We start from the raw sequence: 26,487 nt of genomic DNA, 5'->3' as shown, positions 1-26,487 counted from the left end.
TGAGGTTGTATGGATATACAGTATGCGTCGCCCGTTCTCTAACCGACTCCACGCATCCTCTCCAGCGTCCAATCCACTGTGCCCACCGTTGCCGAATCCCCGTCGCCGTTCGATACCGCCGCCTGGCTGGCAAAGCTCAACGACGCGCAGCGCGAAGCCGTCGAGTACGGCGCCAAGACGCCCAACGAGCCGCCGGGCGCGCTGCTGGTGATAGCGGGAGCGGGCTCGGGCAAGACCAATACGCTGGCGCACCGGGTCGCCAATCTGGTGGTCAACGGCGCCGATCCGCGCCGCATCCTGCTGCTGACGTTTTCACGCCGCGCCGCGCTCGAAATGACCCGCCGCGTCGCGCGCATCGCCGGCGCGGCGCTTGGCGCGCGCGCCGCGCTGGCACAAGGGCTGACGTGGTCGGGCACCTTCCATAGCGTCGGCGCGCGGCTGCTGCGCGAGTACGCGGATCTGATCGGCCTCGCGCCCGCCTTCACGATCAACGACCGCGAGGATTCCGCCGACCTGATGAATCTCGTGCGCCACGAGCTCGGCCTGTCCGCGAAAGAGCGGCGCTTCCCGGCGAAGGGCACATGCTTCGCGATCTACTCGCGCGTCGTGAACACCGGCGCGTCGCTCGCCGACGTGCTCAATCACGCGTTTCCCTGGTGCCGCGAATGGGAAGCCGATCTGCGCATGCTGTTCGCCGCGTATGTCGAAGCCAAGCAGAAGCAGAGCGTGCTCGACTACGACGATTTGCTGCTCTACTGGTCGCACATGGCCGCCGAGCCGTCGCTTGCCGCGGACCTGTCGGCGCGCTTCGATCACGTGCTGGTCGACGAGTATCAGGACACCAACCGCTTGCAGGCGTCGATCCTGCTCGCCTTGAAGCCCGACGGCCGCGGCCTGACCGTGGTCGGCGACGACGCCCAGTCGATCTATTCGTTTCGCGGTGCGACCGTACGCAACATTCTCGATTTCCCCGCGCACTTCAATCCGCCGGCGAGGCAGGTCACGCTCGAGCGCAATTACCGCTCCACCGGGCCGATCCTGGCTGCGTCGAACGCGGTAATCGAACTCGCCAGCGAGCGTTATACGAAAAATCTGTGGACCGACAGGGCCTCAGCTCAGCGCCCGCGTCTGGTGACGGTCGCGGGCGAAGCGGATCAGGCGCGCTACGTCGTCGAACAGGTGCTCGAAGCGCGCGAACAGGGCATGAAGCTCAAGTCGCAGGCGGTGCTGTTTCGCGCCGCGCACCATAGCGCCGCGCTCGAAATCGAATTGACCCGGCGCAACATTCCATTCGTGAAGTTCGGCGGCCTGAAGTTTCTCGATTCGGTGCACGTCAAGGATGTGCTGGCCGTGCTGCGCTGGGCGGAGAATCCGCGCGACCGCGTCGCCGGTTTCCGCGTCGTGCAGTTGCTGCCGGGCGTCGGACCGGCCACCGCGGCGAAGGTGCTCGACGAGGTTGTCGCCCGCGCAGGCACCGGTAATCCGGCCGACACCGCCGGCCGTGCGCTGGCCGCCTTCGCGCCGCCCGCCCGCGCGCAGGAACACTGGCATCCGTTCGTGACGCTCATGTTGAGCGTGTACGGCCGGCAGACGCCGTGGCCGGCGGAGTTCGAAATGGTGCGGCGCTGGTACGAGCCGCATCTCGAGCGCAATCACGAGGACGCGGCGATCCGTCACGCGGACGTGTTGCAGATGGAAAGCATCGCGGGCACGTACTCGTCGCGCGAACGCTTCCTGACCGAATTGACGCTCGATCCGCCCGACGCCACCAGCGACGAATCCGGCGTGCCGCTGATCGACGAGGACTACCTGATCCTGTCGACGATCCATTCGGCGAAGGGGCAGGAATGGCGCAATGTGTTCGTGCTGAACGGCGTCGACGGCTGCATTCCGTCCGATCTCGGCACTGGCAGTGAAGAGGAAATCGACGAGGAGCGGCGCCTGCTCTACGTGGCGATGACGCGGGCGAAGGAAGACCTGCATATCGTCGTGCCGCAGCGCTTTTACGTGCACAACCAGACGCATATGGGCGACCGGCATGTGTGGGCATCGCGCACGCGCTTTATTCCGGCGCATCTGATGCCGCTGTTCGACGCCTACGCGTGGCCGCGCGTGCTGGTGCCGGGCGCGCCGACCGCTGCGGGGCTGGCGGCGGCCGCGCAGGCGAAGATCGAAATCGGCGCGAAGCTCAGGAAGATGTGGGATTGAGGGGGCGGTTCCCGGTCCGCGTGTCATTCAAGGCCGTCTTGACGCGGCCTCCCGCACCCGGTAACCGCTGCGGCCGCTGTCAGTTGCAGCTAGCCATCCCTGCCGCTGCTAGCGCGACTGCCGTTGCTGCTGCTGATGCGGCGCCGGGCGCGGCGGCACGAAGAAGTTGCGCAGCCACGCGGCGAGGCGCGAGAACACGTCGTACGGTTCTTCGACAAAAATTTCCGGCTTCAGCAAGCGCAGATACTCCATGATCTGCTGCGCTTCCTGCTTCTGGAACGAGCCGTGCGAAATGCCCAGGCGCAGCAGCCCGCGCAGTTCGCCGAGCTTTTCGCGCGCGGTGCTGCCCACGCTCGTTTCGCACGCCACCTTGGCTTCGTAGACGCGCTGCCGCAGTGATTCCACCAGCCGCCAGGCCGGCGTCTGCATGATTTCCTCGAGCGCCTGAATGTCCTGCACCGCCCCCTTGATCTGCGCTGCCAACGGATCGATCAGCGCGGCGTCGCCTTCCGCTTCCTTGACGATCGCGGCCGCCCAGTCGCGGCACTGCTTGGCCAGCTCTTCAGGCGTCCATTCCGAACGCGCCGCAAAACCGAAGCCGAATTCGCCCGCCTGTTGCATCAGGATCGCGACGACGTCCGGGAATTCCTTGTCCAGCGTGCGTTTCGCCCACGCGTACTGGCCGCCCTGCAACATCCGCTTCACCGCGTGTTCGGTCAGCGGCACCATATTGTCGAGCAGCTTGGCGCGCAAAAAATCTTCAAACGACGGCGTCGCGAACTGCGGGTCGAGCTTCAGCGATACCCGCAGAAAAGCGTCGAAGTCCTTGCGCAGCGTCGCAATGGTTTCGTCTTTGAGCGTGAGGGTGATTTGACCCATGTGTTATCCCGTTTGGTCCTGCCGCGCTGCATCGTCATGCCGTCCGTTCGCACACGGACCCTGTGAGACGCGACGCCAATGCCGGCGCGGTTGACTCCTGCCTGTTGCCGCGTAACCAGCGGGACGCATCCCGACGAGCGGACCTCGACTCCATAACGGCGGATTCAGGGAAAACTTAAGGGTGCGCGGACGATCGGCGGCGGCTTTAGAGGGATGCGCCACCCGCTGCACGCTGTTCGCGGCGGGTGGCGCCTGTGCCGCCTTCGACGCCGCCGTTGGCGCTTATTTAAGCACGACGCATTGCCAGACAAAAAAGACTGTCAGGCCGGCCGCGATGGTCAGCAGCGGCCGCCGCGTCAGCACGCTGACCACGACGGCGGCCAGCGCGCCGACGAGTTGCGGATTGCGCCAGGTCAGCTCGGCACCGTTGCCGTGCGGCGAGACCGCCATCGGCACGATGATCGCGGTCAACACGGTGACGGGCACGAAGCCGAGCGCGGTGCGCACGAACGGCGGAAACACCAGCCGGTCGCCGAGCACGAAGACGGCGGCCCGGATCACCCACGTGATGACCGCCATGCCGAGGATCAGAACGACATAGCTCATCGCGACGCCTCCGCGGTTTTCTGCTGATGCCGTTGGCGGGAATCCGACATCGACAGCAGGACCCCGGCCGCGACGCCCACGAACACCGCGCCGAGCAGCCCGAGCTTGTACGGCCACGCCTGCCAGAAGAACGCCAGTGCGCCTGCCGTGACGGCGGCGGCGAGATGGCGCAGCGCGACGAGTTGCGGCACGACGATCGCGATGAAGGTAGCGACCATCGCGAAATCGAGCCCGAGCGATTGCAGGCCCGGAAAGGCCGCGCCGAACAGCAGGCCGGCGACGGTCCAGAGCTGCCAGTTCAGATACATGGCCAGACCCGCGCCGAAGAAATAGTGCGGGCCGACCGTGCCGGGCGTGCGATGCCGGTAGTGTTCCCACGCGACCGCGAAGACTTCGTCGGTGAGCAGCGCGCCGAGCGCCCAGCGCCAGCGTGCGGGCAGATGCGCGACGTGTGGCGCGAGTGTCGCGCTATACAGCACGTGGCGCAGATTGACGACCAGAGTGGTCGCCCAGATCACCGCAAAACTGGCGTGACCGGCGATCAGGCCGAGTGCGATGAACTGCGCGGAGCCGGCGAACACGACCAGCGACATTAACTCGCCATGCCATAGATGCAGCGGGCCGGACGCGACCAGTGTGCCGAAGATCACGCCGAATGGCGCCGCGCCGACCATCATTGGAATGATGTCGCGCGCGCCGGCGGTGAATTCTTTTAAGTGGCCTGAGCTCGAGGGCTGGCCTGAGATGGGATGAGTCAATCTTGCCTCCTGGATTCGGGAAGCATAGCGGGCAGGCCGGGGGCGGGGCTTGTACGTTCTTGCGGTGGCGACAGGTCTCGTCGCGCCGGACGATGTTGCCTCAGGTGCCTTGCCAGCGTCCCGGCGGCACGCCGAACATGCGCCGGAAATGCCGCGTGAAATGGCTCTGGTCCGTGAAGCCGCTGGCCGCGGCGACATCCGTCACGGAAACGCCGGCGCGCAACGGCGCCAGCGCGCGTTGCAGGCGCACCTGGTTGCGCCACGCATGCGGCGGCAGGCCGGTGGTTTGGGTGAAAAGGCGCGCGGCGTGAAATGGCGACAGTCCCGCTGCGTGCGCGACTTCGGCGAGTGTGACCGGCGCCGCCAGATCGCCGGTCAAGCGCTCTTTCATGGTTGCTACGCGGGCGTCGTCGGCGGCGCCGCGCGACGGCTCCGGCTGCGTCTGCGAGTAGCGGACCAGCAGCGTGGACAAAGCGTCGAGCATTGCGGCTTCGGCGGCGAGCGGATCGTCGCCGGCCTCCAGCAGGCGATGCGCGCGCGCGAGCCGCTGCGCCAGATCGGGATCGCGGATCACGCCCGGCGCGAACCATGGCAACGCTTGCGGCCGGCCGGCAACTTCATGGGCGAGCGCGTGGATGAAGTCGACCGGCGCATACATCACGCGATACCGCCAGCCCGCTTCCACAGCCTTCGAGCCGGTGTGCAGCTCGCCGGGATTGATGATCGGCACGCTGCCTGCTTCGGCGACATAATCCGCGCCGCGATACCGATAGCCTTCAGCACCCGCGACGATCACCGGAATCGTGTACGCGTCGTGCCAATGCGGCGTGAACTCGTGATCGTGATATTCGGCCGTGAGCAGGTCCGCGCCGGGCAGGAGCGGCGTACGCCAGTAGCGGGCGGAATCCTGGAAACGATGGGCAGTCATGGTCGAAGTCCGGCTGGACCGGTCAGTTTAGCGCGCCGTGGCAGTTGCAGCGCGCTTTGCCAATGGGTTCGCCGGGTGCGTTTTGCCGTAGGACGGTCATCACTTGACCGGAATCGCGGTGCCGGCCGGCATCGGCACGGCGGTTACGCTGTTTTTCGCGCTGCCGGTGGCGATGCGATCGCTATAGGTCAGGTAGACCAGCGTATTGCGCTTCGCGTCGACCACGCGCACCACATGCAGCGACTTGAAAATCAGCGACATGCTCACGGAGAACACATCGGATTGCTGTTTTACCGGACCCGTGAAGTGAATCGCGCCCACTTGTCGGCAGGCGATCGACGCCTCGGTCGGATCTTCGGCGATGCCGAGCGTGCCCTTGATGCCGCCGGTACGCGCCCGCGACACATAGCAGGTCACGCCTTGCACCAGCGGATCGTCATAGGCGTCGACGACCACGCGGTCGGAGCCCGTTATGCGGAAATTGGTATTGACGCTGCCGACCTCTTCACTGTGTGCGAGCGGCAGCAACAGGGCGCAGGCGGTGAGCGCGAGCGAGACACGCAACAAGGTGGATTTCATCGGATTGCCGGGAATGAACGCAAGGGTTAGGCGCGAGAGTTAAACACGGGAAGCGCGCGGAGAAACAGCATCGTATAACGGCGTGGCGGTCAGGGGGCGAGGGCAAACGATATAGGCCGTTCACCGGACTTGCGACCGCGCGATACGAGTGGCAGTCCTCCGGAGACGCTCGATCCGGCGAACCAAAACAAAAAGGCCCGCACGGATGCGGGCCTTCGAAATTTTGGCTCCTCGACCTGGGCTCGAACCAGGGACCTACGGATTAACAGTCCGGCGCTCTACCGACTGAGCTATCGAGGAACAGCAGTACAACTTGATCTACATAAAAAAGCCCGTCTTGGTTAACGGGCTTTTGCAATTCTTGGCTCCTCGACCTGGGCTCGAACCAGGGACCTACGGATTAACAGTCCGGCGCTCTACCGACTGAGCTATCGAGGAACAGAACAACAACAGCAGAGAAGCGAAATTGTAGGAGCAGCTTAAGCGCCTGTCAATACCCTGCGTTCATCTCGATTTGATCCAAATGCAACGGCGGGTGACGGCCGCGCATGCTCAGCGTGCCAGCAGAGCCAGCTTTTCCTTCACGTCCTTGAATTCCTCGGCTTCCGGCAACGGCGCCTTGGTCTTGGTGATGCTCGGCCAGGTCTTCGCCAGATCGGCATTCAGTTCGATGAAGTTCTGCTGGTCGCCCGGCACGTCTTCTTCGGCATAAATGGCGTTCACCGGGCATTCGGCGACGCACACAGCGCAGTCGATGCATTCATCGGGGTCGATCGCGAGGAAGTTGGGACCTTCGCGAAAGCAGTCCACCGGGCACACATCGACGCAGTCGGTATAGCGGCACTTGATGCAGCTTTCGGTCACAACGTGAGTCATTCAGGCAGCTCCTGCATGCGGAATCAGGGAAGGCGGAAACGCCAAAAGCGATATTGTATCGTAACGTCAAGAGGCGGATGCGGCATCGGGCAAACGCTTTTATATGTTTTCGTGATTAGTTTATGGCGTCCGGCGCGACAGCCTGCCGGCGCGCTGAATCCGGGCGCATTCGGGTAACATGCGTCAGTTCGGTGCGCACGGGGCGCGCCGCACGCGCGTGGGTTGAGTCAGGCCTTTTCGTTCTCCTGCAGTCCAGTTCGCACCATCATGATTATTACTTCGCTGCTCGACACCGATCTGTACAAGTTCACGATGATGCAAGTGGTGTTGCATCACTTTCCCGCGGCGAATGTGGAGTATCGGTTCCGCTGCCGCACGCCGAACGTCGATCTCGTGCCGTATATCGGCGAGATTCGCGATGAGGTGTGCAAGCTCTGCGAGCTGCGCTTTACCGACGACGAGCTCGACCATCTGCGGCGGATGCGCTTTATCAAGGGCGACTTCATCGAGTTTCTCGCGCTGTTTCATCTGAACGAGAAATACATTTCGATCGAGCCTTCGCCGAAGGGCAATGGCGAGATCGACATCGAGATCAAAGGGCCGTGGCTGCACACGATCCTGTTCGAGATCCCGATGCTCGCGATCGTCAACGAGGTCTATTTCCGCAACACCCAGCAGACGCCGGACTACAGCGAAGGGCGCGGGCGCCTCGTCGACAAGATGAAGCTGCTCGGCGCGCGTCCGGAATTCGCCGACTGCAAGATCGCGGACTACGGCACGCGCCGCCGCTTCTCGAAGCAGTGGCACGAAGAAGTGATCCTCACGCTGAAAGACGGCCTGGGCGAACAGTTCGCCGGCACCAGCAATGTCTTCTACGCGATGAAGCACAGCCTCACGCCGCTCGGAACCATGGCGCATGAATACCTGCAGGCGTGCCAGGCGCTCGGTCCGCGGTTGCGCGATTCGCAGATCTTCGGCTTCGAAATGTGGGCGAAGGAATATCGCGGCGACCTTGGTATTGCGCTGTCCGACGTGTACGGCATGCAGGCTTTTCTGCGCGACTTCGACATGTACTTCTGCAAGCTGTTCGACGGCGCACGCCACGATTCCGGCGATCCGTTCGACTGGGGCGAGCGCCTGCTCAAGCACTACGAAGCGAACCGCTGCGACCCGCGCACCAAGATTCTCGTGTTCTCCGACGCGCTCGACATTCCGAAGGTGCTGCAACTGTACGAGCGTTTTCGCGGCCGCTGCAAGCTGGCATTCGGCGTGGGCACCAATCTGACCAACGACCTCGGTTATAACCCGTTGCAGATCGTCATCAAGATGGTTCGCTGCAATGGTCAGCCGGTGGCGAAACTCTCGGATTCGCCGGGCAAGAACATGTGCGACGACAAGGCGTATCTCGCGTATCTGCGCCAGGTGTTCGGCATCGCGCAACCCGAAGAAGAAGCCGGCAAATAGCGTAGAACATGTGCGCCGCACTCGGCAATCGGCCGTTCGGCCAGGGTGTCCGCATGCGGGGCGGCCGGTATAATTCTCGCCATTCGCACGGCTGTCGACACGAGGATTTCGCATATGGATACATCGATTGCCCGCCGCAACATCCTGGCGCGCATCCGCGCGGCGCAAGGGCGCGAACCCGAACCGGCCGCTTCCGAGCGCGAGGCCGTTGCGGACTACCTGGCGCGCCATCCTGCCGGCCCGCGTCCGGAGATGCCGGCCGATCTGACAGGGCGCTTCGTCGAAGAAGCGCAGAAGATGGCGACCACCGTCGATACGGTCGAAACACTGAGCGACGTGCCTGCCGCCGCACATCGCTATCTCACGCAACACGCGTTGCCCATCCAGGCGATTGCATGGCAAACGCTGCAAGACCTGCAATGGGCCGAAGCCGGTCTCACCGTCGAATTTCGCAAGCCTGAAGACGGCGACGTGGTCGGTCTCACCGGCTGCTTCTGCGCCACAGCCGAGACCGGCACGCTGGTGCTGTTGTCCGGCCCGCACACCTATGCCTCGGCCGGTTTGCTGCCCGAAACGCACATTGCGATCGTGCCGGCTTCGCGGATCGTCGCAGGGCATGAAGAGGCGTTCAACCTGATTCGCAGCGAGTGCGGCGAACTCCCGCGTGCGGTCAATTTCGTCTCCGGGCCGTCGCGCACCGGCGATATCGAACAGACTATCGTGCTTGGCGCGCACGGGCCTTACCGGGTGCATGCGATCGTCGTACGTGGCGCCTGAGCGGGGCGAGCGGCGGCGTCTCACGCCTCACTGGCGTTGCATGTGGACGGCCGGCATCAATAACAAGGACTTGCAGATATGAAACGACATGCCGTGTGGGCGAGCATGGTGCTCGCCGCTGCACTGGCGCTGGCGGGGTGGCCTCAACTGGCGTCGGCGGCTACGCTCGACGGCGCGACGCTATCGGCGCTGTGGGGTGTGCCGTTTGCCGGCGTGCTGCTGTCGATCGCGGTGTTTCCGCTGATCGCGCCGGCCTTCTGGCATCACCATTTCGGCAAGATCGCGGCGGCGTGGGCGCTGGTGTTTCTGGTGCCGTTTGCGCTGACGTTCGGCGCGGGCGCCGCGTTCAGCACCCTGGTGCACGCGCTCCTCGAGGAATATCTGCCGTTCATCGTGATGCTGACCGCGCTCTATACGGTGGCGGGAGGTATCTGCGTGCGCGGCAATCTGCATGGCACGCCACGTTTGAACACGACGATTCTCGCGCTCGGCACGGTGCTCGCGAGCATCATGGGCACGACCGGTGCGGCGATGCTGCTGATCCGCCCGTTGCTGCGCGCCAACGACAACCGCAAGCACGTCGTGCATGTGGTGGTGTTCTTCATCTTTCTGGTGGCGAACGCGGGCGGCTCGCTCTCGCCGCTCGGCGACCCGCCGCTCTTTCTCGGCTTCCTGCAAGGCGTCAGCTTCTTCTGGACCACCACGCATCTGGCGCTGCCCATGCTGTTCGTCTGCTGCGTGCTGCTCGCGGCGTTCTACGCGCTCGACTCGTATTACTTTCACCATCGCGAGGAAGAACGCTCGCGCTTTCTCGATCCGACGCCGGATTCGCCGCCTCTCGGCATCGACGGCAAGATCAATTTCCTGCTTCTCGCCGCGGTGATCGCGCTGGTGCTGATGAGCGGGCTCTGGAAACCGGGCATTGTATTCGACGTGTTCGGCACGCACGTCGCCTTGCAGAATGCCGTGCGCGATCTCGCGCTGATCGGCGTCACGTTGCTCTCGCTGGCGTTGACACCGCGTGCGGCGCGCGCGGGCAATGATTTCAACTGGGCGCCGATCGACGAAGTCGCCAAACTGTTCGCGGGCATCTTCGTGACGATCGCGCCGGTCATCACGATTTTGCGCGCCGGCGAGGCGGGCGCGTTCGCCGGCATCGTCCATCTGGTCAACGACGCCGCCGGCCAGCCGCACGACGCGATGTACTTCTGGGCGACCGGCCTGCTATCGTCGTTTCTCGACAATGCGCCGACCTACCTGGTGTTCTTCAACCTGGCCGGCGGCGACGCGCAAACCCTGATGACCGCCGGCGCCACGACGCTCGCGGCGATTTCGGCCGGCGCGGTGTTCATGGGCGCGAACAGCTATATCGGCAATGCGCCGAACTTCATGGTGAAAGCGATTGCGGAATCGCGCGGCGTTCGCATGCCGAGCTTTTTTGCGTATCTTGGCTGGTCTGGTGCGGTGTTGATACCACTCTTTCTCGTCACCGGCTGGCTGTTTTTTTGAGGCTGACTTTGACGCCGAGGCAATCGAACTCGACACGCTATACGGAGAATGGCAATGCAGAAGATCCTCGTCGCTCGTCCGATCTTTCCCGATGTGATCGAGCGGCTCAAGCAGTATTTCGACGTCGACTGGAACCAGGGCGAGGTGCTGTCCGCAGAAGAGTTGACGCGCCGTCTCGCGGATAAAGACGGCGCGCTGACAGCGGGCGATCCGGTCGGCCCGGCCGTGCTCGCTGCGGCGCCGCGTCTGCGGGTGGTGTCGAACATGGCGGTGGGCTACAACAACTTCGACATGGCCGCGTTCAACGCGGCGAAGGTGCTCGGCACCAATACTCCCGATGTGCTGAACGAATCGACCGCCGACTTCGGCTGGGCGCTGATGATGGCGGCAGCACGCCGCATCGCCGAATCGGAGCATTGGCTGCGCGCGGGCAAATGGCAGAAGTGGGCGTACGACGGCTTTCTCGGCACGGATCTGTACGGCTCGACGCTCGGCGTGGTCGGCATGGGCCGGATCGGCCAGGCGCTGGCCCGGCGGGCGAAAGGCTTCAACATGCAGGTGATCTATCACAACCGTTCGCGGGTCGCGCCGGAGATCGAAGCGGAGTTGAACGCGCAATACGTGTCCAAACAGGACCTGTTGCGGCGCGCCGATCACGTGGTGCTCGTCTTGCCGTACACGAAGGAAAACCATCACACGATCGGCGCGGCCGAACTCGCGCAGATGAAGCCGACCGCAACGCTTACCAACATCGCGCGCGGCGGCATCGTCGACGACGCGGCGCTCGTCGAGGCGCTGCGCACCGGGAAGATCGCTGCCGCCGGTCTCGATGTCTTTGAAGGCGAGCCGAATCTGAATCCCGCTCTGCTGACGGTGCCGAATGTCGTGCTGACGCCGCATATTGCCAGTGCAACCGAAGCGACGCGCCGCGCCATGGCGAACCTCGCCGCCGACAACCTGATCGCGGCGCTGGGCGAGGGGCCGCGCGCGGGACGTCCGCCGAATCCGCTCAACCCCGAGGTGATCGGCAAGGCGCGTTCATGACAATGATTCTGGTGGCGGCCGTGGCAGTGCTGGCGGTCGCATTGGTCATCGCGTTGGCGATGCTGATGCGCGGCAATAGCCGCGCCGATGAAAGCGAGCAGTTCGAGATGCTCGGCGAGCGCATCGACGCCGCTGCGGCGGCGCAGTCGCTTGCCTACGAGCGGCTCGAACGGCAACTGCGCAATGACATTACCGAGACGGCGCGCGTGTCGCGTACCGAGTTGAGCAGCGGCTTTGCGCATTTTCAACAAACGCTGGCCTCGCAGTTCAGCAGTATGACGACGGTGCAAGGCGGCAAGATCGACGGCTTCGCGCAGCAGCTCGACGCGGTGCGGCACAGCCTGCAACAGCAGGCACAACAGGCGCGCGACGAGCAAGGCCGAACGCTCAAGCAGTTCGGCGAAACACTGAGCTTGCAACTCGGACAGCTCACCGAGGCGAACGATCGCCGCTTCGCCGAAGTGCGCGCGACCATCGAGCAGCGCCTGAAAGACATCGAGGCAAACAATTCGACCAAGCTCGAAGAGATGCGCCGCACCGTCGACGAAAAGCTGCATGCAACGCTCGAACAGCGCCTTGGCGAATCGTTCAAGCTGGTGTCCGACCGGCTTGAGCAGGTGCATCGCGGCCTCGGTGAAATGCAGACGCTGGCCGCCGGCGTCGGCGATCTGAAGAAGGTGCTGACCAACGTCAAGACGCGCGGCACATGGGGCGAGGTGCAGCTCGAAGCGTTGCTCGAACAGCTGCTCACCGCGGACCAATACGCGAAGAATGTCGCGACCGTGCCGAAGAGCGCCGACCGCGTCGAATTCGCGATCAAGCTGCCTGGCCGTATGGAGCCGGGCGGTGCCGCCACGCCGGTCTGGTTGCCGATCGACGCCAAGTTTCCGCGCGAAGACTACGAGCGTCTGATCGAAGCGCAGGAGCGCGCCGATCCGGCCGCGGTGGAAGAGGCGTCGCGCGCGCTCGAAGCGCGGATTCGCGCCGAGGCGCGCACGATCGCGGAGAAGTATGTGTCGCCGCCGCATACCACCGATTTCGCGCTGTTGTTTCTGCCAACCGAGGGCCTGTACGCCGAAATCCTGCGGCGACCGGGGCTGACGGATCTGCTGCAACGCGACTATCGCGTGACGATCGCCGGCCCGACCACGCTCACCGCGTTACTGAACAGTTTGCAGATGGGTTTCCGCACGCTGGCGATCGAGAGGCGTTCGAGCGAGGTGTGGCAAGTGCTCGGCGCGGTGAAGACGGAGTTCGGCAAATTCGGCGACGTGCTGGCCAGGACCAAGGCGCAGCTGGAAACCGTCACGCGTTCGATCGAAGCCGCGGAAACGCGCACCCGTGTGCTGAACCGCAAGCTGCGCGACGTCGAGGCGTTGCCGGGTGAAGAGGCGCGCGGGGTGCTCGGCGATGCGCTCTCGAGCGCGGATTCCGACGAGCAGTAGTGTGGCCTCGTTCTGTAGCCTGGTTCAGTCGCTTAGTTCGAGGCGGCGCCGTTGCCTGCTGCAGAGGCCGCGGCCAATTGTTCGAGCGCATCGCCCGTCAGACGCACGACGCGCCAATCCGGCATCACCGTCGCACCCGGCCGCGCACCGCGAATAGCGCATCGCGTCGCGCAGACCGTCTTCCGTCGCGACAAATACGTGCGTGAGGCCCTCGAATTCGGCCAGCTCGTACGTCAGGGCGAAGATCGCGCGGGTGTCCGCCAGCGTTGCGGCGCGGATCGTTGCGGTCATTACGCTTCTTCCGGCGCGTCGGTCAGCTGGATTTCGATGCCGCCGAAGCGCGACGCGACCCAGTTGTACGCGTGGCACGCAATCCACAACAGGACGAAGCCGAGGATCGCGTTCAGTAGCAGCGCGCTGAACACCGTGCTCAGTTCGACCGAACCATAGCGCACGAACGCGACCAGCACGCCGAGCAGCACGATCGGCACCGAGAACGTCAGGTAGACGAGGATGAGCGCTTTGGCCGTCTGTCCCGGCGCAATGAACGAGATCTGTTTTTTCATGTAAGTCCAACCCGTATGTCGTAGTAGTGATGGGTAATGCGGAAAATGAGCAGCAAATCAGGTGTCAGATAAGACCATCGAAGAGCATGATATCGACGCGTTCGCCCTCGGCAATATCGGCTTCGTCGTGCCCGAGTACGATGAAACAATTCGCTTCGCTCATCGAGCTCAGGACGCCGGAGCTTTGCGAGCCGGTTGGCGTGACGTGCCATTGACCGTGCGCGTCCCGTTCGGCCACGCCGCGCTGGTATTCAGTGCGGCCGGCGCGCTTGCGGATGGCCCGGCGGCTCGCGGCATGCAGGACCGGCAGCGCTTGCGGCGTCGCGCCGGACATCCGCAGCAGCGCCTCGCGCACGATTTGATAGAACGTCACCATCACGGCGACCGGATTGCCCGGCAAGCCGAAGAATAGCGCAGGCAGCCCGAGGCCCGGATGTTCGCCGGACCAGACGCGGCCGAAAGCGAGCGGCCGGCCCGGACGCAGGGCCAGGCTCCAGAAGGCGACGTCGCCGAATGTCTGCAGCAATTGCCTGGTGAAATCCGCTTCACCGACCGAGACGCCGCCGGAAGTCAGCACCACGTCCGCGCTGGCAGCGGCGCTGCGCAACGCGGCCTCGAGCGCGGCGGGCTGATCGCGCACCACGCCCAGATCGAGCGTGTCCACATTCAGGCGCCGGAGCATCGCAAACAGCGTGTAGCGATTGCTGTCGTACACGGAGCCTGGGTCGAGCGGCTCGCCGAGCGAACGCAGTTCGTCGCCGGTCGAGAAGAAGGCGACGCGCAAGCGCCGCCGCACGCTGACTTCGCCGATGCCGAGCGACGCCAGCAAGCCGAGATCCGACGCGCGCACGATCCGGCCGGCGCGCAACGCCGCATGGCCGCGCGCCAGGTCTTCACCGGCAAGGCGCCGGTTGGCGCCCGGCGGCACGGCGTTGGCCGCGAAACGGATGGTGGCGGAGTCGCCGCTGCGTTCGACGAGTTCTTGTGGCACGACAGTGTCGCAATCGGCCGGCATGCAGGCGCCTGTCATCACGCGCACGCATTGCGTCGCCTCGACGCGGCCCGCAAACGGATGGCCCGCCAGCGCCTTGCCGGTGACGGTCAGGTCGACCGTGGACGCGCTGGTTGCTGCCAGCGCCGCGCGGTTGAACGCGTAGCCGTCCATGGCCGAGTTGTCGTGCGCGGGGACGTCGATCGGCGACACGATGTCGGCTGCCAGCACGCGGTCGAGCGCGTCGCGCAGCGGCACGCGTTCGATTGCCGTGACCGGCGCGGCCCATTCACGGACGATTGCCTGGGCGGCCGAAACAGGTAGCGCGTGAGGATCGTACTGCGCGACGCAGCGGGAAAATTCGTTAAGCGTGGTCATGAAGAGCTAGACGTCGCGACCGGAGGCGGGACCGGTATTTGCCGTGGGGCCGGAGCGGGATTTCAACCGGGGCCTCAACAACGGTCGAGGTCGGCGAGTTCTTGTAACGAATTGATATTGTAAAACGCGCGCTCGTCGGCAAAGGCGACTTCCACCGTCTTGTGGCGCGCGTACCACGCGCGAACCTTGCGTTCACCGGCGGCCAGAAAGGCCGTCAGGTCGTCGGCCAGACTCGTGCGCAGCAACGCGAACACCGGATGGAGCGAGACGTTGCCCTGCGCGTCGGCGGTGGTGACGGTGGCGAGGTCGGCCTGGTTCGAGTCCAGGGCATGCGCGAGGCGGGCGGCGAGGTCGGCGGGTAGTCCCGGTGCGTCGCACGGTGCGCTCAGGACGTACGCGGTGTCGGCCGCGCGCAGCCCGGCGAGCAAACCTGCCAGAGGCCCGGGAAAGCCGGGCAGGGTATCGGCGACGACCTTGGCGTTGAATGGGGCGCCGAGTGCAGTGTAGACGTCGGCATGACGGTTGGCGCTGATGAGCAGGGCACCTGTTTGCGGCGCGATCCGTTTCAGTACGTGGGAAGCGAGCGGCTCGCCGTGCAGCATTTGCAAGCCTTTGTCGACGCCGCCCATACGCATGCCGCGCCCGCCCGCGAGGACCAGACCGGTGATGTGCTCGCGCGCTGGACTCATGCGCCCGGCTGCTCAGCCGCCGATGTACGACATTTCGACACGGCGGCCATCCTGCGCATGGGCTTGCGCCATGTTACTGCCGCGCAATTGCGAATAGCGATCGGTGCGTGCCTGCCAGATTTCGGCGATGGCGGTGGCGATCTCCGCGTCGCTCGCGCCGCCGCGCAGCAGGGCGCGCAGATCATGACCCGACGACGCGAACAGGCACAGATACAGCTTGCCCTCGGTCGACAGCCGCGCCCGCGTGCAACTGCCGCAAAAGGCGCGCGTGACGCTCGAAATCACGCCGATTTCTCCGCCGCCGTCCACGTAACCCCAGCGCTGCGCGGTTTCGCCGGCGCTATGCGCTTCGAGCGGCACGAGCGGGAAATGCTCGGCGATGCGCGTCACTACATCGGCGGACGGCAGCACTTCAGTCATGTTCCAGCCGTTCGAGGTGCCGACGTCCATGTATTCTATAAAGCGCAATACCGCGCCCGAGCCTTTGAAGTGGCGCGCCATTGGTACGATTTCGCTGTCGTTGGTGCCACGCTTGACCACCATGTTGACCTTGAGCGGCGCAAGTCCTGCTGCCTGGGCCGCGGCGATGCCGTCCAGCACGTCGCCGACAGCGAAGTCGGCGTCGTTCATGCGGCGAAACAGCGTGTCATCCAGCGCGTCGAGGCTGACCGTGACGCGGGTCAAGCCCGCGTCTTTCAGGCTGCGCGCCTTGCGTTCCAGCAGCGAGCCGTTGGTCGTCAGCGTCAGATCGAGCGGGCGGCCTTCCGGCGTGGTCAGTTGCGCGAGCCGCTCGATCAGGAATTCCAGATTCTTGCGCAGCAGCGGTTCACCGCCCGTCAGACGGATTTTCTCGACGCCATGTGCGACGAAGAGCCGCGCCAGCCGCTCGATTTCCTCGAAGCTCAACAGCGCGCTATGCGGCAAAAAGGCATAGTCCTTGTCGAACACCGCGCGCGGCATGCAGTAGACGCAGCGGAAGTTGCAGCGATCCGTCACCGAGATGCGCAGGTCGCGCAGCGGGCGCGCCAGCGTGTCGTGCAGCGCACCGCTGGGCGCTTGCACGGCGCCGGAGATGACCGGCACCGCGCTGAGATCGGCAACAGGGATGATGCGTCGGGACATGAATTGCTTCGATTGGGCTTGGACCGGAACCTGGATCTTCATTCTAGCGGAAATGCATTGGGCCGCCGCCGCGCCCGGCCGCTCTCCGGGTATACCGGGGCGGACATGACGTCTCCAATGCCAACACCCAGGGCACGGCTTTCCGGCCCCATAAACAAAAAAAGCCCGCCGGTTAGGGCGGGCTTTTTGCATGGCGACGGACAGCTTACTGCGGATGCTTGCCCGTTTCCACTTGTTGCATCGGCGCGCTGTCGAGCGGCGGCAACGGTTTGCGTTCACGCACGACGCGAGCCGGCTTGACGGTTTGCGCAGCAGCTTCCTGCGCGGCCTGCAGCTTGTTGACGTCCGTGTTCACCCAGACGAGGCCGGCCTGTTCCAGCACCGGTTGCAGGGATTCCGCGGACGCGAAGCCAGGGCGCGGCGCTTGCGGCGCAGCGGCGGCAGGCGCCGGCTCGACGACTGCCGGTTCCGCTGCCGGTGCAGCGGCAGCAACGACCGGCTGCGGCTCGGCGATCTCGGCTTGCGGCGTCGGCTGAACTGCCGGTGCTTCGACCACAGCGGCCGGGGCCGGGGCCTCGACCGGCGCCGGTGCGGCCTGAGCTTCGACGACCGGAGCGGCGAGGGGGGCTTCAACGCGGTCTTCGACGTGGGCTTCAACGCGGGTTTCAACCGGCGCTTCAACGTGAGCCACCGGTTCGGCCAGCGAAACGGTCTCGCTGACAGCCGGCGCGGCCGGTGTGGCCTGCACGGCTTCGACCGGCGCGGCAGCGGCTTGCACCACAGGCTCGACTACAGCCGATGCGGCCGGCGCTTCTTCGACCGGCACAACCGTTTCCGTTTTCACAGCCTTCTCGACGGCCAGAGCCGGCGTCTCGGTTGCAGCTTGCAGTTCGGTGACCACCGCGGTTTCAGTCGCAACAGCCGCGACCACCACTTCCGCCGGCGTCACCGCTTTCGCTTCATCGGCCTCGACTTTGTGCTCGACCGGCTGGTGCGGCGTACGCACCGGTGCTTCGTCGGCGACGTTGTCGCCTTCGGCTTCCGCGACGTCCGCAGCCAGATTGCTGTTCACGCCTTCTTCTTCACGCTCGCGACGGCCGCCGCGACGGCCGCGACGACGGCGACGGCGCTCTTCACCGTCACGCGCCACCGCTTCCTGATCGACCGGCGCGCCGATTTCGCCCAACACAGCCTGGTTTTGCGCCAGTTCTTCCGCTTGCGCCTCATTTTGCGTCAGCGCATCTGCGGCTTCCGGTTGCTGCTTGCGACGCTCGCCGCGTTCAGCGCGCTCGCCACGTTCGCGGCGTTCGCCGCGTTCCTGACGCTCGCCCCGCTCGGCGCGCGCTGCGCCTTCCACGGTTTCAGCACGCTCATTGCCGCGAAGGTCACGACCCTCGCGACCTTCGCGCGACTCACGGACCTCGCGCGGTTCGCGGCCTTCACGTGCTTCACGCGGCTCGCGATTGCCACGCGGTTCACGTGCTTCACGGCCTTCGCGTGCTTCACGCGGTTCGCGTTCTTCGCGACGCGGCGACGGCTGCTGCCCTTGAGCCTGACGGCCACCCGTCGCGCCTTCGCCACGGCCCGCTGCATCGCGGCCGCCTGCGCCGCCACGGCGATTGCGGTTGCGATCGCCGCCGCGTTCGCCGGTGCGCTCACCGCGCTCCGTGCGTTCGCCGCGTTGCGGACGCGTCTGCTTTTCGGTCGCGGCCGGTGCGACAGGCGCCGGTGCTGCCGGCTGCATGCCGAACAGATTCTTCAACCAGCCGATGAAGCCGCCGCCAGCCGGCGTGACCGCCACCGGAGCCGGGGTTGCCGCCGGACGAACCGGTGCGCTCGGCGCCGGCTTCTCGGGCGTGATGCCCTTGACCGCCGCTTCCTGCTTCGGCTTCACTTCCTCGGTGCGCTTGCTGTAGCCGGTTTCCGACTCCAGTTCGCGAGCCGCTTCTTCGGCCATCTTCCACGAAGCGCGCGGATCGTCGAGGCGCGCGTCGTCGTGACGCAGACGCTCGAGCTTGTAATGCGGCGTGTCGAGGTGCTTGTTCGGGATCAGGACGACATTGACCTTGAATCGCGATTCGATCTTGTTGATTTCTGCGCGCTTCTCGTTCAACAGGAAGGCGGTCACTTCGACCGGTACCTGGCAATGGATTGCCGCGGTGTTTTCCTTCATCGCTTCTTCCTGAATGATCCGCAGCACTTGCAGCGCGGACGATTCGGTGTCGCGGATGTGGCCCGTGCCGTTACAGCGCGGGCAGGTCACATGGCTGCCTTCCGACAGAGCCGGGCGCAGACGCTGACGCGACAGTTCCATCAGGCCGAAGCGCGAGATCTTGCCCATCTGGACGCGTGCACGGTCGTGCTTCAGCGCGTCTTTCAGGCGCTGTTCGACTTCGCGCTGGCTCTTGGCCGACTCCATATCGATGAAGTCGATCACGATCAGGCCGCCCAAGTCGCGCAGACGCAACTGGCGGGCCACTTCGTCCGCGGCTTCGAGGTTGGTGCGCGCGGCGGTTTCCTCGATGTCGGCGCCCTTGGTGGCGCGCGCCGAGTTCACGTCGATCGCGACCAGCGCTTCCGTGTGGTCGATCACGATGGCGCCGCCCGAGGGCAGCGGCACCGTGCGCGAGTAGGCGGTTTCGATCTGGTGTTCGATCTGGAAGCGCGAGAAGAGCGGCACGTCGTCGTGGTAGCGCTTCACCTTGCTGACGTTGTCCGGCATCACGATGTCCATGAAGGCGCGGGCCTGGTCATGGATTTCAGTGGTGTCGATCAGGATTTCGCCGATATCCGGCTGGAAATAGTCGCGAATCGCGCGGATCACCAGGCTCGATTCGAGATAAATCAGCATCGGCTGGCCGGCCGAGCCGCTTTGCGACGCGGCTTCGATCGCGCGCCACAGTTGCATCAGGTAGTTCAGATCCCACTGCAGCTCTTCGGCGGAACGGCCGATGCCGGCCGTGCGCGCGATGATGCTCATGCCTTCCGGCAATTGCAGCTGCGCCATGGTTTCGCGCAGTTCCTGACGGTCGTCGCCTTCGATCCGGCGCGACACGCCGCCGCCGCGCGGGTTGTTCGGCATCAGAACCAGATACCGGCCGGCGAGCGAGATGAAGGTGGTGAGGGCCGCGCCCTTGTTGCCGCGCTCTTCCTTTTCGACCTGAACGATCAGTTCCTGACCTTCTTTCAGGGCGTCCTGGATGCGCGCCGAGCGCATGTCGACGCCGTCGCGGAAATACTGGCGGGCGACTTCCTTGAACGGCAGAAAACCGTGGCGGTCTTCGCCGTAGTTGACGAAACAGGCTTCGAGCGACGGCTCGATGCGGGTAATGATGCCCTTGTAAATATTGCCTTTGCGCTGTTCGCGCCCGGCGGTTTCGATGTCGATATCGATGAGTTTTTGCCCATCGACGATGGCGACGCGCAGTTCTTCCTGCTGCGTCGCATTAAACAACATGCGTTTCATTGAACGGCTCCAGAGCGGCTTTGCCTGACCCAAGCTGCGCGGTTGTCAGCCGCGAGAGCGAAGAGGGCAGCGGCATGCCGCGCTTTATTGTGTTTTCACAAGCACGCTGGAGCGGGAAAATTGGCGGGAGAATTGCCTGAGAGGGCCCGGTCCGGTCAAAAGGACGCGGTGCCGCAGGGCACATGCGAACACGGCTTCAAATAACGGCCCGACACGCCGCGGGTTCTGCCGGCCGACCTTCATACGCCTTCATCCACTCGCGCCGGTGCGCCAACTGGGCGCGTGACCGGAGGGTCGAAGGCTGCGGTCATGCCGCAGCGGGAAGTTCGCGCAAGGGGCGCGTCTTTTCTCGCCGGGGGTGTCTCGCCTCATTTTGACGTCGCCATGTCTTGTACTTTCTACAAGACGCCTTGGGCGCACGCCGTATTTTCGCAACCGGCAGCTTCGTACAACAGGCGTCAGACCGCCCGATACCGAAGCTGAAAGTTAAATTCTTTTTTACCAAAATTCCGTTACCGTCGAAGCCGACCTTGACCGAACGCGCCTGTGGGCGCCGTCCCTGCCGGGCACTGACTTCGTGCGTGCAACTTGTTGCATCTCATTTTCAGGGTGAGCAACCAGACCCCGGCGCAAGTAAAATAACGGTTTATCGCTTGCACCTGCGCAGTCCGCCCGAATTCCGGACACTGCGCCGGCCGCCGCAGACTGCTGGGCAAATTATATTCAGAATGAAAGAGTTAGGCAAAATATCCCAGAAATCGGTCGCAAGTGACCAGGTCTCGATCATCGAGATCGATGACAGTGCGGCCGGACAGCGCATTGATAACTTCCTGTTGCGCGTCTGTAAGGGCGTACCGAAAAGCCATATTTACCGCATCCTGCGCAGCGGGGAAGTACGCGTAAATAAGGGCCGGGTCGATGCGCAGCATCGTCTCGAGCTCGGCGATCTGGTGCGCGTGCCGCCAATCCGCGTCGCTCAACCGAACGAGGCGATCGCCCGGGCGCCGGTGCCGACCGCCCATTTCAAGATCATTTTTGAAGACGAGCACCTGCTCGTCATCGACAAACCGGCCGGCGTGGCGGTCCACGGCGGCAGCGGCGTCGCGTTCGGCGTCATCGAGCAGATGCGTGAAGCGCGGCCACAGGCGAAATTCCTCGAATTGGTGCATCGGCTCGACCGCGAGACCTCCGGCATCCTGATGCTCGCCAAGAAGCGCGCCGCGCTGGTCAATCTGCACGAGCAGATTCGCGAGAACAAGATGGATAAGCGTTACTATGCGTGCGTCCACGGCGAATGGGCCAGTGACTGGGGCCGCCGCCGCGCGGTCAAGGAACCGCTGCACAAGTATCTGACCGCAGACGGCGAACGGCGCGTGCGCGTGCAGCCGGATGGCCTCGCGTCGCATACGGTATTCAACCTGATCGACTGCTGGCCGGAGTACGCGCTGCTCGAGGCGGAACTGAAGACCGGCCGCACGCATCAGATTCGCGTCCATTTGCAGCATCTGGAACTGCCGATCGTCGGCGACGCCAAATATGGCGACTTCGCGCTGAATAAAGCTTTGGCGCGCGCCAACGCGAAGCCGGGCCTGAAGCGTATGTTCCTGCATGCGTACCGGCTCAAGCTGACGCACCCGGCAACCGGCGCGCCGCTGCAGTTCGAGGCGCCGTTGCCGGACGAATGCCGCAGTTTCATCGCGCAGCTCAACGAATTACGAAATGGGGCACACCCGGAGACGACACCGCATGGCTAGAGAGCAATTTGATCTGATCGTCTTCGATTGGGACGGAACGCTGATGGATTCGACTGCGCACATCACGCGCAGCATCCAGGCGGCGTGCCGCGATCTCGCCCTGCCGGTGCCCGCCGACGAGGCTGCCAGTTACGTGATCGGCCTCGGCCTGCGCGATGCGCTGCAAATCGCCGCGCCCACGCTCGATCCGGCCGACTATCCGCGGCTCGCCGAGCGCTACCGCTTCCACTATCTAGTCAAGGATCAGACCACCGAGCTGTTCGCCGGGGTGCGCGAGATGCTGCAGGAATTGCGCGATCTGGGTTATCTGCTGGCGGTGGCGACGGGCAAGAGCCGCGTCGGCCTGAACCGCGCGCTCGACCAGTCGCGCCTGACGAGCCTGTTCGACGGCACCCGCTGCGCGGACGAGACGTTCTCGAAACCCCATCCGGCCATGCTGCACGAATTGACGCGCGAACTGGGGCAGGATCCCGCGCGCACCGTGATGGTCGGCGATACGACGCATGATCTGCAGATGGCGATCAATGCGGGTGTCGCGGGCATCGGCGTGACGTATGGCGCCCACCCAGCCGGTTCGTTGACCGCGCTGTCGCCGAAATTCGTCGCCTCGAGCGTTGGTGCGCTGTCCGGCTGGCTGCGCGAGAACGCATGAGCGCGCAGCATATGAATGAGCACGTGACTGGCCACCCCGGCGGGGCGGCAGTGGAGCCGGTGCGGGTTTGCGCGGCCGGGGATCTGGTCGACGGCGGCGTCGGCGTGCGGCGCGCGGCGACGCTGGGCGGCTCGGAGGTCGTGGTGTTTTTCGTTCGTTATGATGGCCGCGCGTATGGCTATCTGAATCGCTGTGCCCACGTGCCGATGGAGCTGGACTGGGCCGAAGGGCAGTTCTTCGAGTCCTCCGGTTTATACTTGATGTGCGCCACGCACGGCGCGATTTACGCGCCGGATACAGGCAAATGTGTCGGCGGTCCGTGCCGCGGCAGCAGGCTGCGCCCCGTTCAGGTGGACGAGCGGGATACGCCCGAAGGCCGTGCCGTATTCTGGCTACCCGACGGCGAACTGCGCCCAGCCAGTGCCTGACTTTTCTCTTCGACCTTTCCACTGCAACGCATGCCCGACAATTTGACTCCCGAACCGAAAGAACCGTCCCTGACAGGCCGCCCCCGCACGCCTGCCGACGAGCCGGGCTGGGAGCGCGCCGCGCTCGAACGCATCGCCCTCGCGGCCATCAACGAACAGCGCGCGGCGCGGCGGTGGAAAATCTTCTTCCGCTTTGTGTTCCTGATCGCATTGCTGCTGGCGGTTTGGATCGCAATCGGGTTTTCCGGCGACAAGGTTGCGGCCACCGGCCGGCATACGGCGATGATCGCGCTTGACGGCGAAATCTCCGCCGATACGAACGCGAACGCGGAAGATATCAACACGGCGCTGCGAAGCGCGTTCGACGACTCCGGCACCGCCGGCGTGATCCTGCGTTGCAATAGCCCGGGCGGCAGCCCGGTTCAGGCGGACATCATCTATCGCGAGATTCACCGTTTGCGGGCCAAATATCCGTCGATCCCGCTGTACGTCGTCGTCGGCGATATGTGCGCGTCGGGTGGTTATTACGCAGCCGCGGCCGCAGACAAGATTTACGTGGACAAGGCGAGCATCGTCGGTTCGATTGGCGTGCTGATGGACAGCTTTGGCTTTACCGGTCTGATGGACAAGCTGGGGGTTCAGCGCCGTTTGCACACATCGGGTGAGAACAAGGGTTTTTTCGATCCGTTCTCGCCGGAAACGCCGAAGATGGATGAACATGCGCAAGACATGCTCGACCAGATACACGCGCAGTTTATCGACGCGGTTCGTCAAGGCCGTGGCAAACGGCTGCACGAAACGCCGGATATGTTCTCCGGCCTGTTCTGGACGGGCCAGAAGAGCGTCGAGCTGGGTCTGGCCGACGGTTTCGGCGATGCGAATTACGTCGCGCGCGACATCATCAAGGCGCCGGACATCGTCGATTACACGGTGAAGGAGAGCCTTACGGACCGTGTTGCGCGCAAGTTCGGCGCGGCGGTCGGTAGCGGCGCCGTGCATGCGATGGCGCTCGGCGGGAAGTTCAATTTGCGTTGATCGCTGGCAAAGAAGCCCCGTGCGGTCGAGCAACGACCGCACGGGGCTTTTTTCGTTCTGCGGCGCAGGATCAGACGGCGAGTATCAGGAAAATCGCCGGCCGCTTGTGCAGATCGATGGCCGGTTTCTTCTTCCAGTCGGCCACCGTGCGGCTCGCGATGGTTTCCGTTTCCAGCGTCAGATCCACCGCGACACACACCAGCGTCGACGGTGCGCAGGTCGCCAGCAACGTGTCGAGCAGCGCGCGATTCCGATAAGGCGTCTCGATGAAAATCTGCGTCTGCCTGGCCTTGCGCGATTGTTGTTCCAGATCGCGCAGACGCTTGGCCCGTTCGGTGGCGTCTACCGGCAAATAGCCGTGGAAGGCAAAGCTCTGGCCATTCAGGCCCGAAGCCATCAAGGCCAGCAAAATCGAACTCGGCCCGACAAACGGCACGACCTTGACGCCGCGCTCATGCGCGCGGCGCACCAGCAGGGCGCCCGGATCCGCGACCGCCGGGCAACCGGCTTCGGATACCAGGCCGGCATCCGTGCCGGCCAGCAAGGGGGCGAGCAGTTTGTCGATCTCGCCGGCCGGCGTGTTGACGTTCAGTTCGCGAATCTCGATTTCCTGGATCGGCCGTTCGGTGCCGACTTTCTTCAGGAACGCACGCGTGGTCTTCGCGTTTTCGCCGATGTAATAGTGCAGCGACGCCGCGCGGGCGCGCACTGGCGCGGGCAGGACGGCGTCGAGCGCGTCGGCGTCGCCTTCGCCTAGCGTGTTCGGGATCAGATATAGCGTGCCGCTCATTGCGCCCCCAGGAGTGGATAGCCGGCTGCGAGCAACATGCGCGACAGGGCGATCAGCGGCAGCCCGACCAGCGCGGTCGGATCGTCCGAGTGGATGGCGTCGAGCAGCGCGATGCCGAGGCCTTCGGATTTGGCGCTGCCGGCGACGTCGTACGGCGTTTCGGCGTGCAGATAGGCTTCCAGCGCGGCGTCCGGCAGATTGCGGAACAGCACGCGCGTGATGACGTCGGCCGATTGCGCCGTGCCCGAGCGGCTGTCGAACAGGCACAGTGCACTATAAAACAGCACTTCGCGACCGCGCATCGCCTGCAACTGGGCGAGCGCGTTGCCATGCGTGCCGGGCTTGCCGATTTGCAGGCCGTCGTAGGTGGCGACCTGATCGGAACCGATCACGAGCATGGCTTCGTCGGCGCCGAGGCTGGCGGCCGCTGCGCGGGCTTTCGCTTCTGCGAGCCGCAGCGCGGTTACTTCCGGCGTTTCGTCCGCGAGCGGCGTTTCGTCGATGGCCGGTACGACAACCTCGAATGGAACGCGCAGGCGCTCGAGTAATTCGCGACGATACGGCGAACTCGACGCCAGGATCAGGCGTGGCGGGCGATTGGGGGAATCTGGCATGGTCAACCAACGGCTAGAGAGGCGGGGCGTACAGGGTTGTGCGGAGCTTGCACGTGTACGGGCTTAAGTGTTTGACTCGAAAAGACAAAACGGATATGATTTTGGGCTTTTCATCGGTATGCTATTGCGCAAGCGGGCCTTCATATGGACATCCATGCGGATATCCATACGGGTCGCGGGCTACTTTGCAAACCGGTTTACCCCTGGCGAAATCCTTGCCGACGCAGGAGCGCACATGACTCAACATCCTGGCAACCCTGCTGGTCTTACCGACCCGCATGAGCTCGATCTGTTCGAATTTGCGCGGAGTGGGCGTCAGGCCGCGGGTGTCGTGCGCGTCTCGCAACTGCCGCGCATGTTAAACGAAGTCCCGGCAGAAGCGCCAGACCGCGATACCGCGTTCACCTGGCAAGCCGAAGGGGCGACGCAGCCGGAATTGCAGGACGACGGCACCGAGGGTCCGCAGCCTTATTTGAGGATGGCGATTCACGGCGCCGCATGGCTCGAATGTCAGCGCTGCATGGCGCCGTATTCGCAGGCGTTCAACGTCGATGCAACTTACCGGATCGTCAACACTGAGGCGGAAGCCGAAGAGTTTCCGCTCGACGAGGATGAAGTCGAAGTGATCGTGGGCTCGCGCCAGTTCGATCTCATCGACTTGATCGAAGAAGAGTTGCTGCTTTCCTTGCCGCTCGTGCCCAGGCATGAGGTCTGTCCCGAAGTGCACGAGAGCCTCGTCTCTGGTGTGGCCGGTACGGAAGGCGAGGGCGACGAGGCTGCGCCGGATGAGGCTGACGAGGGCGGCGAGCCCGAACGGCCCAATCCGTTCGCGGCGCTCGAAAGTCTCAAGCGCGGTGAGCCGGGCGACAAGAAGCGCTGAACAGTTGCATGGGAGCGCGATGCGGGCGCATTGGCCATTCGGCCAGTGG

25 protein-coding genes and 2 tRNA genes are annotated in these 26,487 nt (G+C 64.4%); 11 read left to right on the top strand and 16 right to left on the bottom strand.

All coding sequences use genetic code 11. The annotated features are described in order from the left end of the window. Positions 1 to 78 precede the first annotated feature (78 nt). Positions 79 to 2,208, top strand: coding sequence for an ATP-dependent helicase (locus AC07WT_RS15870; protein ID WP_494947700.1), 2,130 nt, complete (start codon positions 79 to 81; stop codon positions 2,206 to 2,208). A gap of 108 nt (positions 2,209 to 2,316) precedes the next feature. Here AC07WT_RS15870 and AC07WT_RS15865 read toward each other — a convergent pair whose 3' ends face one another. The 8 genes from AC07WT_RS15865 to fdxA form a co-directional block, all read right to left on the bottom strand. Then, on the bottom strand, positions 2,317 to 3,087 hold the full coding sequence (locus AC07WT_RS15865) for a DUF4088 family protein (RefSeq protein ID WP_492590980.1): 771 nt from the start codon (positions 3,085 to 3,087) through the stop codon (positions 2,317 to 2,319). A gap of 282 nt (positions 3,088 to 3,369) precedes the next feature. Then, positions 3,370 to 3,693, bottom strand: a complete 324-nt coding sequence (locus AC07WT_RS15860) for an AzlD domain-containing protein (protein ID WP_492590979.1) — start codon at positions 3,691 to 3,693, stop codon at positions 3,370 to 3,372. Continuing rightward, positions 3,690 to 4,451, bottom strand: coding sequence for an AzlC family ABC transporter permease (locus AC07WT_RS15855; RefSeq protein WP_492590978.1), 762 nt, complete (start codon positions 4,449 to 4,451; stop codon positions 3,690 to 3,692). Before AC07WT_RS15855 ends, AC07WT_RS15860 begins: the two co-directional genes overlap by 4 nt. Positions 4,452 to 4,551: 100 nt before the next feature. Continuing rightward, complete coding sequence (locus tag AC07WT_RS15850) at positions 4,552 to 5,379, bottom strand: helix-turn-helix transcriptional regulator (RefSeq protein WP_494947699.1); 828 nt, start codon at positions 5,377 to 5,379, stop codon at positions 4,552 to 4,554. Positions 5,380 to 5,478: 99 nt separating this feature from the next. Further along, entirely contained in the window at positions 5,479 to 5,958 is a 480-nt protein-coding gene (locus tag AC07WT_RS15845) for a CreA family protein (RefSeq protein ID WP_494947698.1), read from the bottom strand. Between the two features lie 224 nt (positions 5,959 to 6,182). After that, a tRNA-Asn gene (locus AC07WT_RS15840) sits at positions 6,183 to 6,258 on the bottom strand. 62 nt (positions 6,259 to 6,320) lie between these two features. Then, positions 6,321 to 6,396, bottom strand: a tRNA-Asn gene (locus AC07WT_RS15835). 114 nt (positions 6,397 to 6,510) lie between these two features. After that, a complete protein-coding gene (gene fdxA / locus AC07WT_RS15830; RefSeq protein ID WP_492590975.1) occupies positions 6,511 to 6,834 on the bottom strand; it encodes a ferredoxin FdxA in 324 nt (107 codons plus the stop codon). 267 nt (positions 6,835 to 7,101) lie between these two features. Between fdxA and pncB the strand changes: the two genes are divergently transcribed. The 5 genes from pncB to AC07WT_RS15805 all read left to right on the top strand — a co-directional run bounded on the left by pncB (position 7,102) and on the right by AC07WT_RS15805 (position 13,073). Then, positions 7,102 to 8,298, top strand: coding sequence for a nicotinate phosphoribosyltransferase (gene pncB / locus AC07WT_RS15825; RefSeq protein ID WP_494947697.1), 1,197 nt, complete (start codon positions 7,102 to 7,104; stop codon positions 8,296 to 8,298). 114 nt (positions 8,299 to 8,412) lie between these two features. Beyond that, positions 8,413 to 9,075, top strand: a complete 663-nt coding sequence (locus tag AC07WT_RS15820) for a LutC/YkgG family protein (RefSeq protein WP_494947696.1) — start codon at positions 8,413 to 8,415, stop codon at positions 9,073 to 9,075. A 78-nt stretch (positions 9,076 to 9,153) separates the two neighbouring features. Further along, positions 9,154 to 10,584: a sodium:proton antiporter gene (locus AC07WT_RS15815; RefSeq protein WP_494947695.1), complete on the top strand. Its 1,431-nt coding sequence runs from the start codon at positions 9,154 to 9,156 to the stop codon at positions 10,582 to 10,584. A gap of 54 nt (positions 10,585 to 10,638) precedes the next feature. After that, positions 10,639 to 11,628 (top strand): 2-hydroxyacid dehydrogenase, encoded by a 990-nt coding sequence (locus AC07WT_RS15810; protein WP_494947694.1) that lies wholly within the window; start codon positions 10,639 to 10,641, stop codon positions 11,626 to 11,628. Beyond that, a complete protein-coding gene (locus AC07WT_RS15805; RefSeq protein ID WP_494947693.1) occupies positions 11,625 to 13,073 on the top strand; it encodes a DNA recombination protein RmuC in 1,449 nt (482 codons plus the stop codon). Before AC07WT_RS15810 ends, AC07WT_RS15805 begins: the two co-directional genes overlap by 4 nt. A 24-nt stretch (positions 13,074 to 13,097) precedes the next feature. Here AC07WT_RS15805 and AC07WT_RS15800 read toward each other — a convergent pair whose 3' ends face one another. From AC07WT_RS15800 to AC07WT_RS15775, 6 genes are all read right to left on the bottom strand, one after another. Beyond that, a complete protein-coding gene (locus AC07WT_RS15800) occupies positions 13,098 to 13,364 on the bottom strand; it encodes a hypothetical protein (protein WP_494947692.1) in 267 nt (88 codons plus the stop codon). Then, positions 13,364 to 13,639, bottom strand: coding sequence for a hypothetical protein (locus AC07WT_RS15795; RefSeq protein ID WP_091792546.1), 276 nt, complete (start codon positions 13,637 to 13,639; stop codon positions 13,364 to 13,366). Before AC07WT_RS15795 ends, AC07WT_RS15800 begins: the two co-directional genes overlap by 1 nt. 64 nt (positions 13,640 to 13,703) lie before the next feature. Next, on the bottom strand, positions 13,704 to 15,008 hold the full coding sequence (gene moeA / locus AC07WT_RS15790) for a molybdopterin molybdotransferase MoeA (RefSeq protein WP_494947691.1): 1,305 nt from the start codon (positions 15,006 to 15,008) through the stop codon (positions 13,704 to 13,706). Positions 15,009 to 15,082: 74 nt separating this feature from the next. Beyond that, positions 15,083 to 15,697 carry a molybdenum cofactor guanylyltransferase MobA gene (mobA, locus tag AC07WT_RS15785; protein ID WP_494947690.1) on the bottom strand — a complete coding sequence of 205 codons (615 nt, stop codon included), beginning with the start codon at positions 15,695 to 15,697 and terminating at the stop codon, positions 15,083 to 15,085. Positions 15,698 to 15,709: 12 nt separating this feature from the next. Then, a complete protein-coding gene (moaA, locus tag AC07WT_RS15780; RefSeq protein ID WP_494947689.1) occupies positions 15,710 to 16,819 on the bottom strand; it encodes a GTP 3',8-cyclase MoaA in 1,110 nt (369 codons plus the stop codon). Between the two features lie 205 nt (positions 16,820 to 17,024). Next, on the bottom strand, positions 17,025 to 20,285 hold the full coding sequence (locus AC07WT_RS15775; RefSeq protein ID WP_494947688.1) for an Rne/Rng family ribonuclease: 3,261 nt from the start codon (positions 20,283 to 20,285) through the stop codon (positions 17,025 to 17,027). Positions 20,286 to 21,013: 728 nt separating this feature from the next. Between AC07WT_RS15775 and AC07WT_RS15770 the strand changes: the two genes are divergently transcribed. Genes AC07WT_RS15770 through AC07WT_RS15755 form a run of 4 tightly spaced genes read left to right on the top strand, consistent with a single transcriptional unit; the run spans position 21,014 to position 24,154 of the window. Next, entirely contained in the window at positions 21,014 to 22,039 is a 1,026-nt protein-coding gene (locus AC07WT_RS15770) for an RluA family pseudouridine synthase (protein ID WP_494947687.1), read from the top strand. After that, a complete protein-coding gene (locus tag AC07WT_RS15765) occupies positions 22,032 to 22,691 on the top strand; it encodes an HAD-IA family hydrolase (protein ID WP_494947686.1) in 660 nt (219 codons plus the stop codon). The genes AC07WT_RS15770 and AC07WT_RS15765 overlap by 8 nt, the downstream gene beginning before the upstream one ends. Beyond that, a complete protein-coding gene (locus tag AC07WT_RS15760) occupies positions 22,688 to 23,119 on the top strand; it encodes a Rieske (2Fe-2S) protein (RefSeq protein ID WP_494947685.1) in 432 nt (143 codons plus the stop codon). Before AC07WT_RS15765 ends, AC07WT_RS15760 begins: the two co-directional genes overlap by 4 nt. Positions 23,120 to 23,149: 30 nt before the next feature. Next, positions 23,150 to 24,154: a S49 family peptidase gene (locus tag AC07WT_RS15755; protein WP_494947684.1), complete on the top strand. Its 1,005-nt coding sequence runs from the start codon at positions 23,150 to 23,152 to the stop codon at positions 24,152 to 24,154. Between the two features lie 70 nt (positions 24,155 to 24,224). On the opposite strand, the gene AC07WT_RS15750 is transcribed toward AC07WT_RS15755, so the two are convergent. Next, entirely contained in the window at positions 24,225 to 24,944 is a 720-nt protein-coding gene (locus AC07WT_RS15750) for an SAM-dependent methyltransferase (RefSeq protein ID WP_341314722.1), read from the bottom strand. Then, complete coding sequence (locus AC07WT_RS15745) at positions 24,941 to 25,558, bottom strand: Maf-like protein (RefSeq protein WP_494947683.1); 618 nt, start codon at positions 25,556 to 25,558, stop codon at positions 24,941 to 24,943. The genes AC07WT_RS15750 and AC07WT_RS15745 overlap by 4 nt, the downstream gene beginning before the upstream one ends. Positions 25,559 to 25,793: 235 nt before the next feature. Here AC07WT_RS15745 and AC07WT_RS15740 point away from each other — a divergent pair, with 235 nt between their 5' ends. Next, positions 25,794 to 26,438 carry a DUF177 domain-containing protein gene (locus tag AC07WT_RS15740; RefSeq protein WP_494947682.1) on the top strand — a complete coding sequence of 215 codons (645 nt, stop codon included), beginning with the start codon at positions 25,794 to 25,796 and terminating at the stop codon, positions 26,436 to 26,438. Positions 26,439 to 26,487 lie beyond the last annotated feature (49 nt).

It is taken from the genome of Paraburkholderia sp. GW821-FHT02A12 (genome assembly GCF_059422005.1).
Note: the sequence above shows the minus strand (reverse complement) of the source record. Positions and strands in the feature narration are given on the sequence as shown.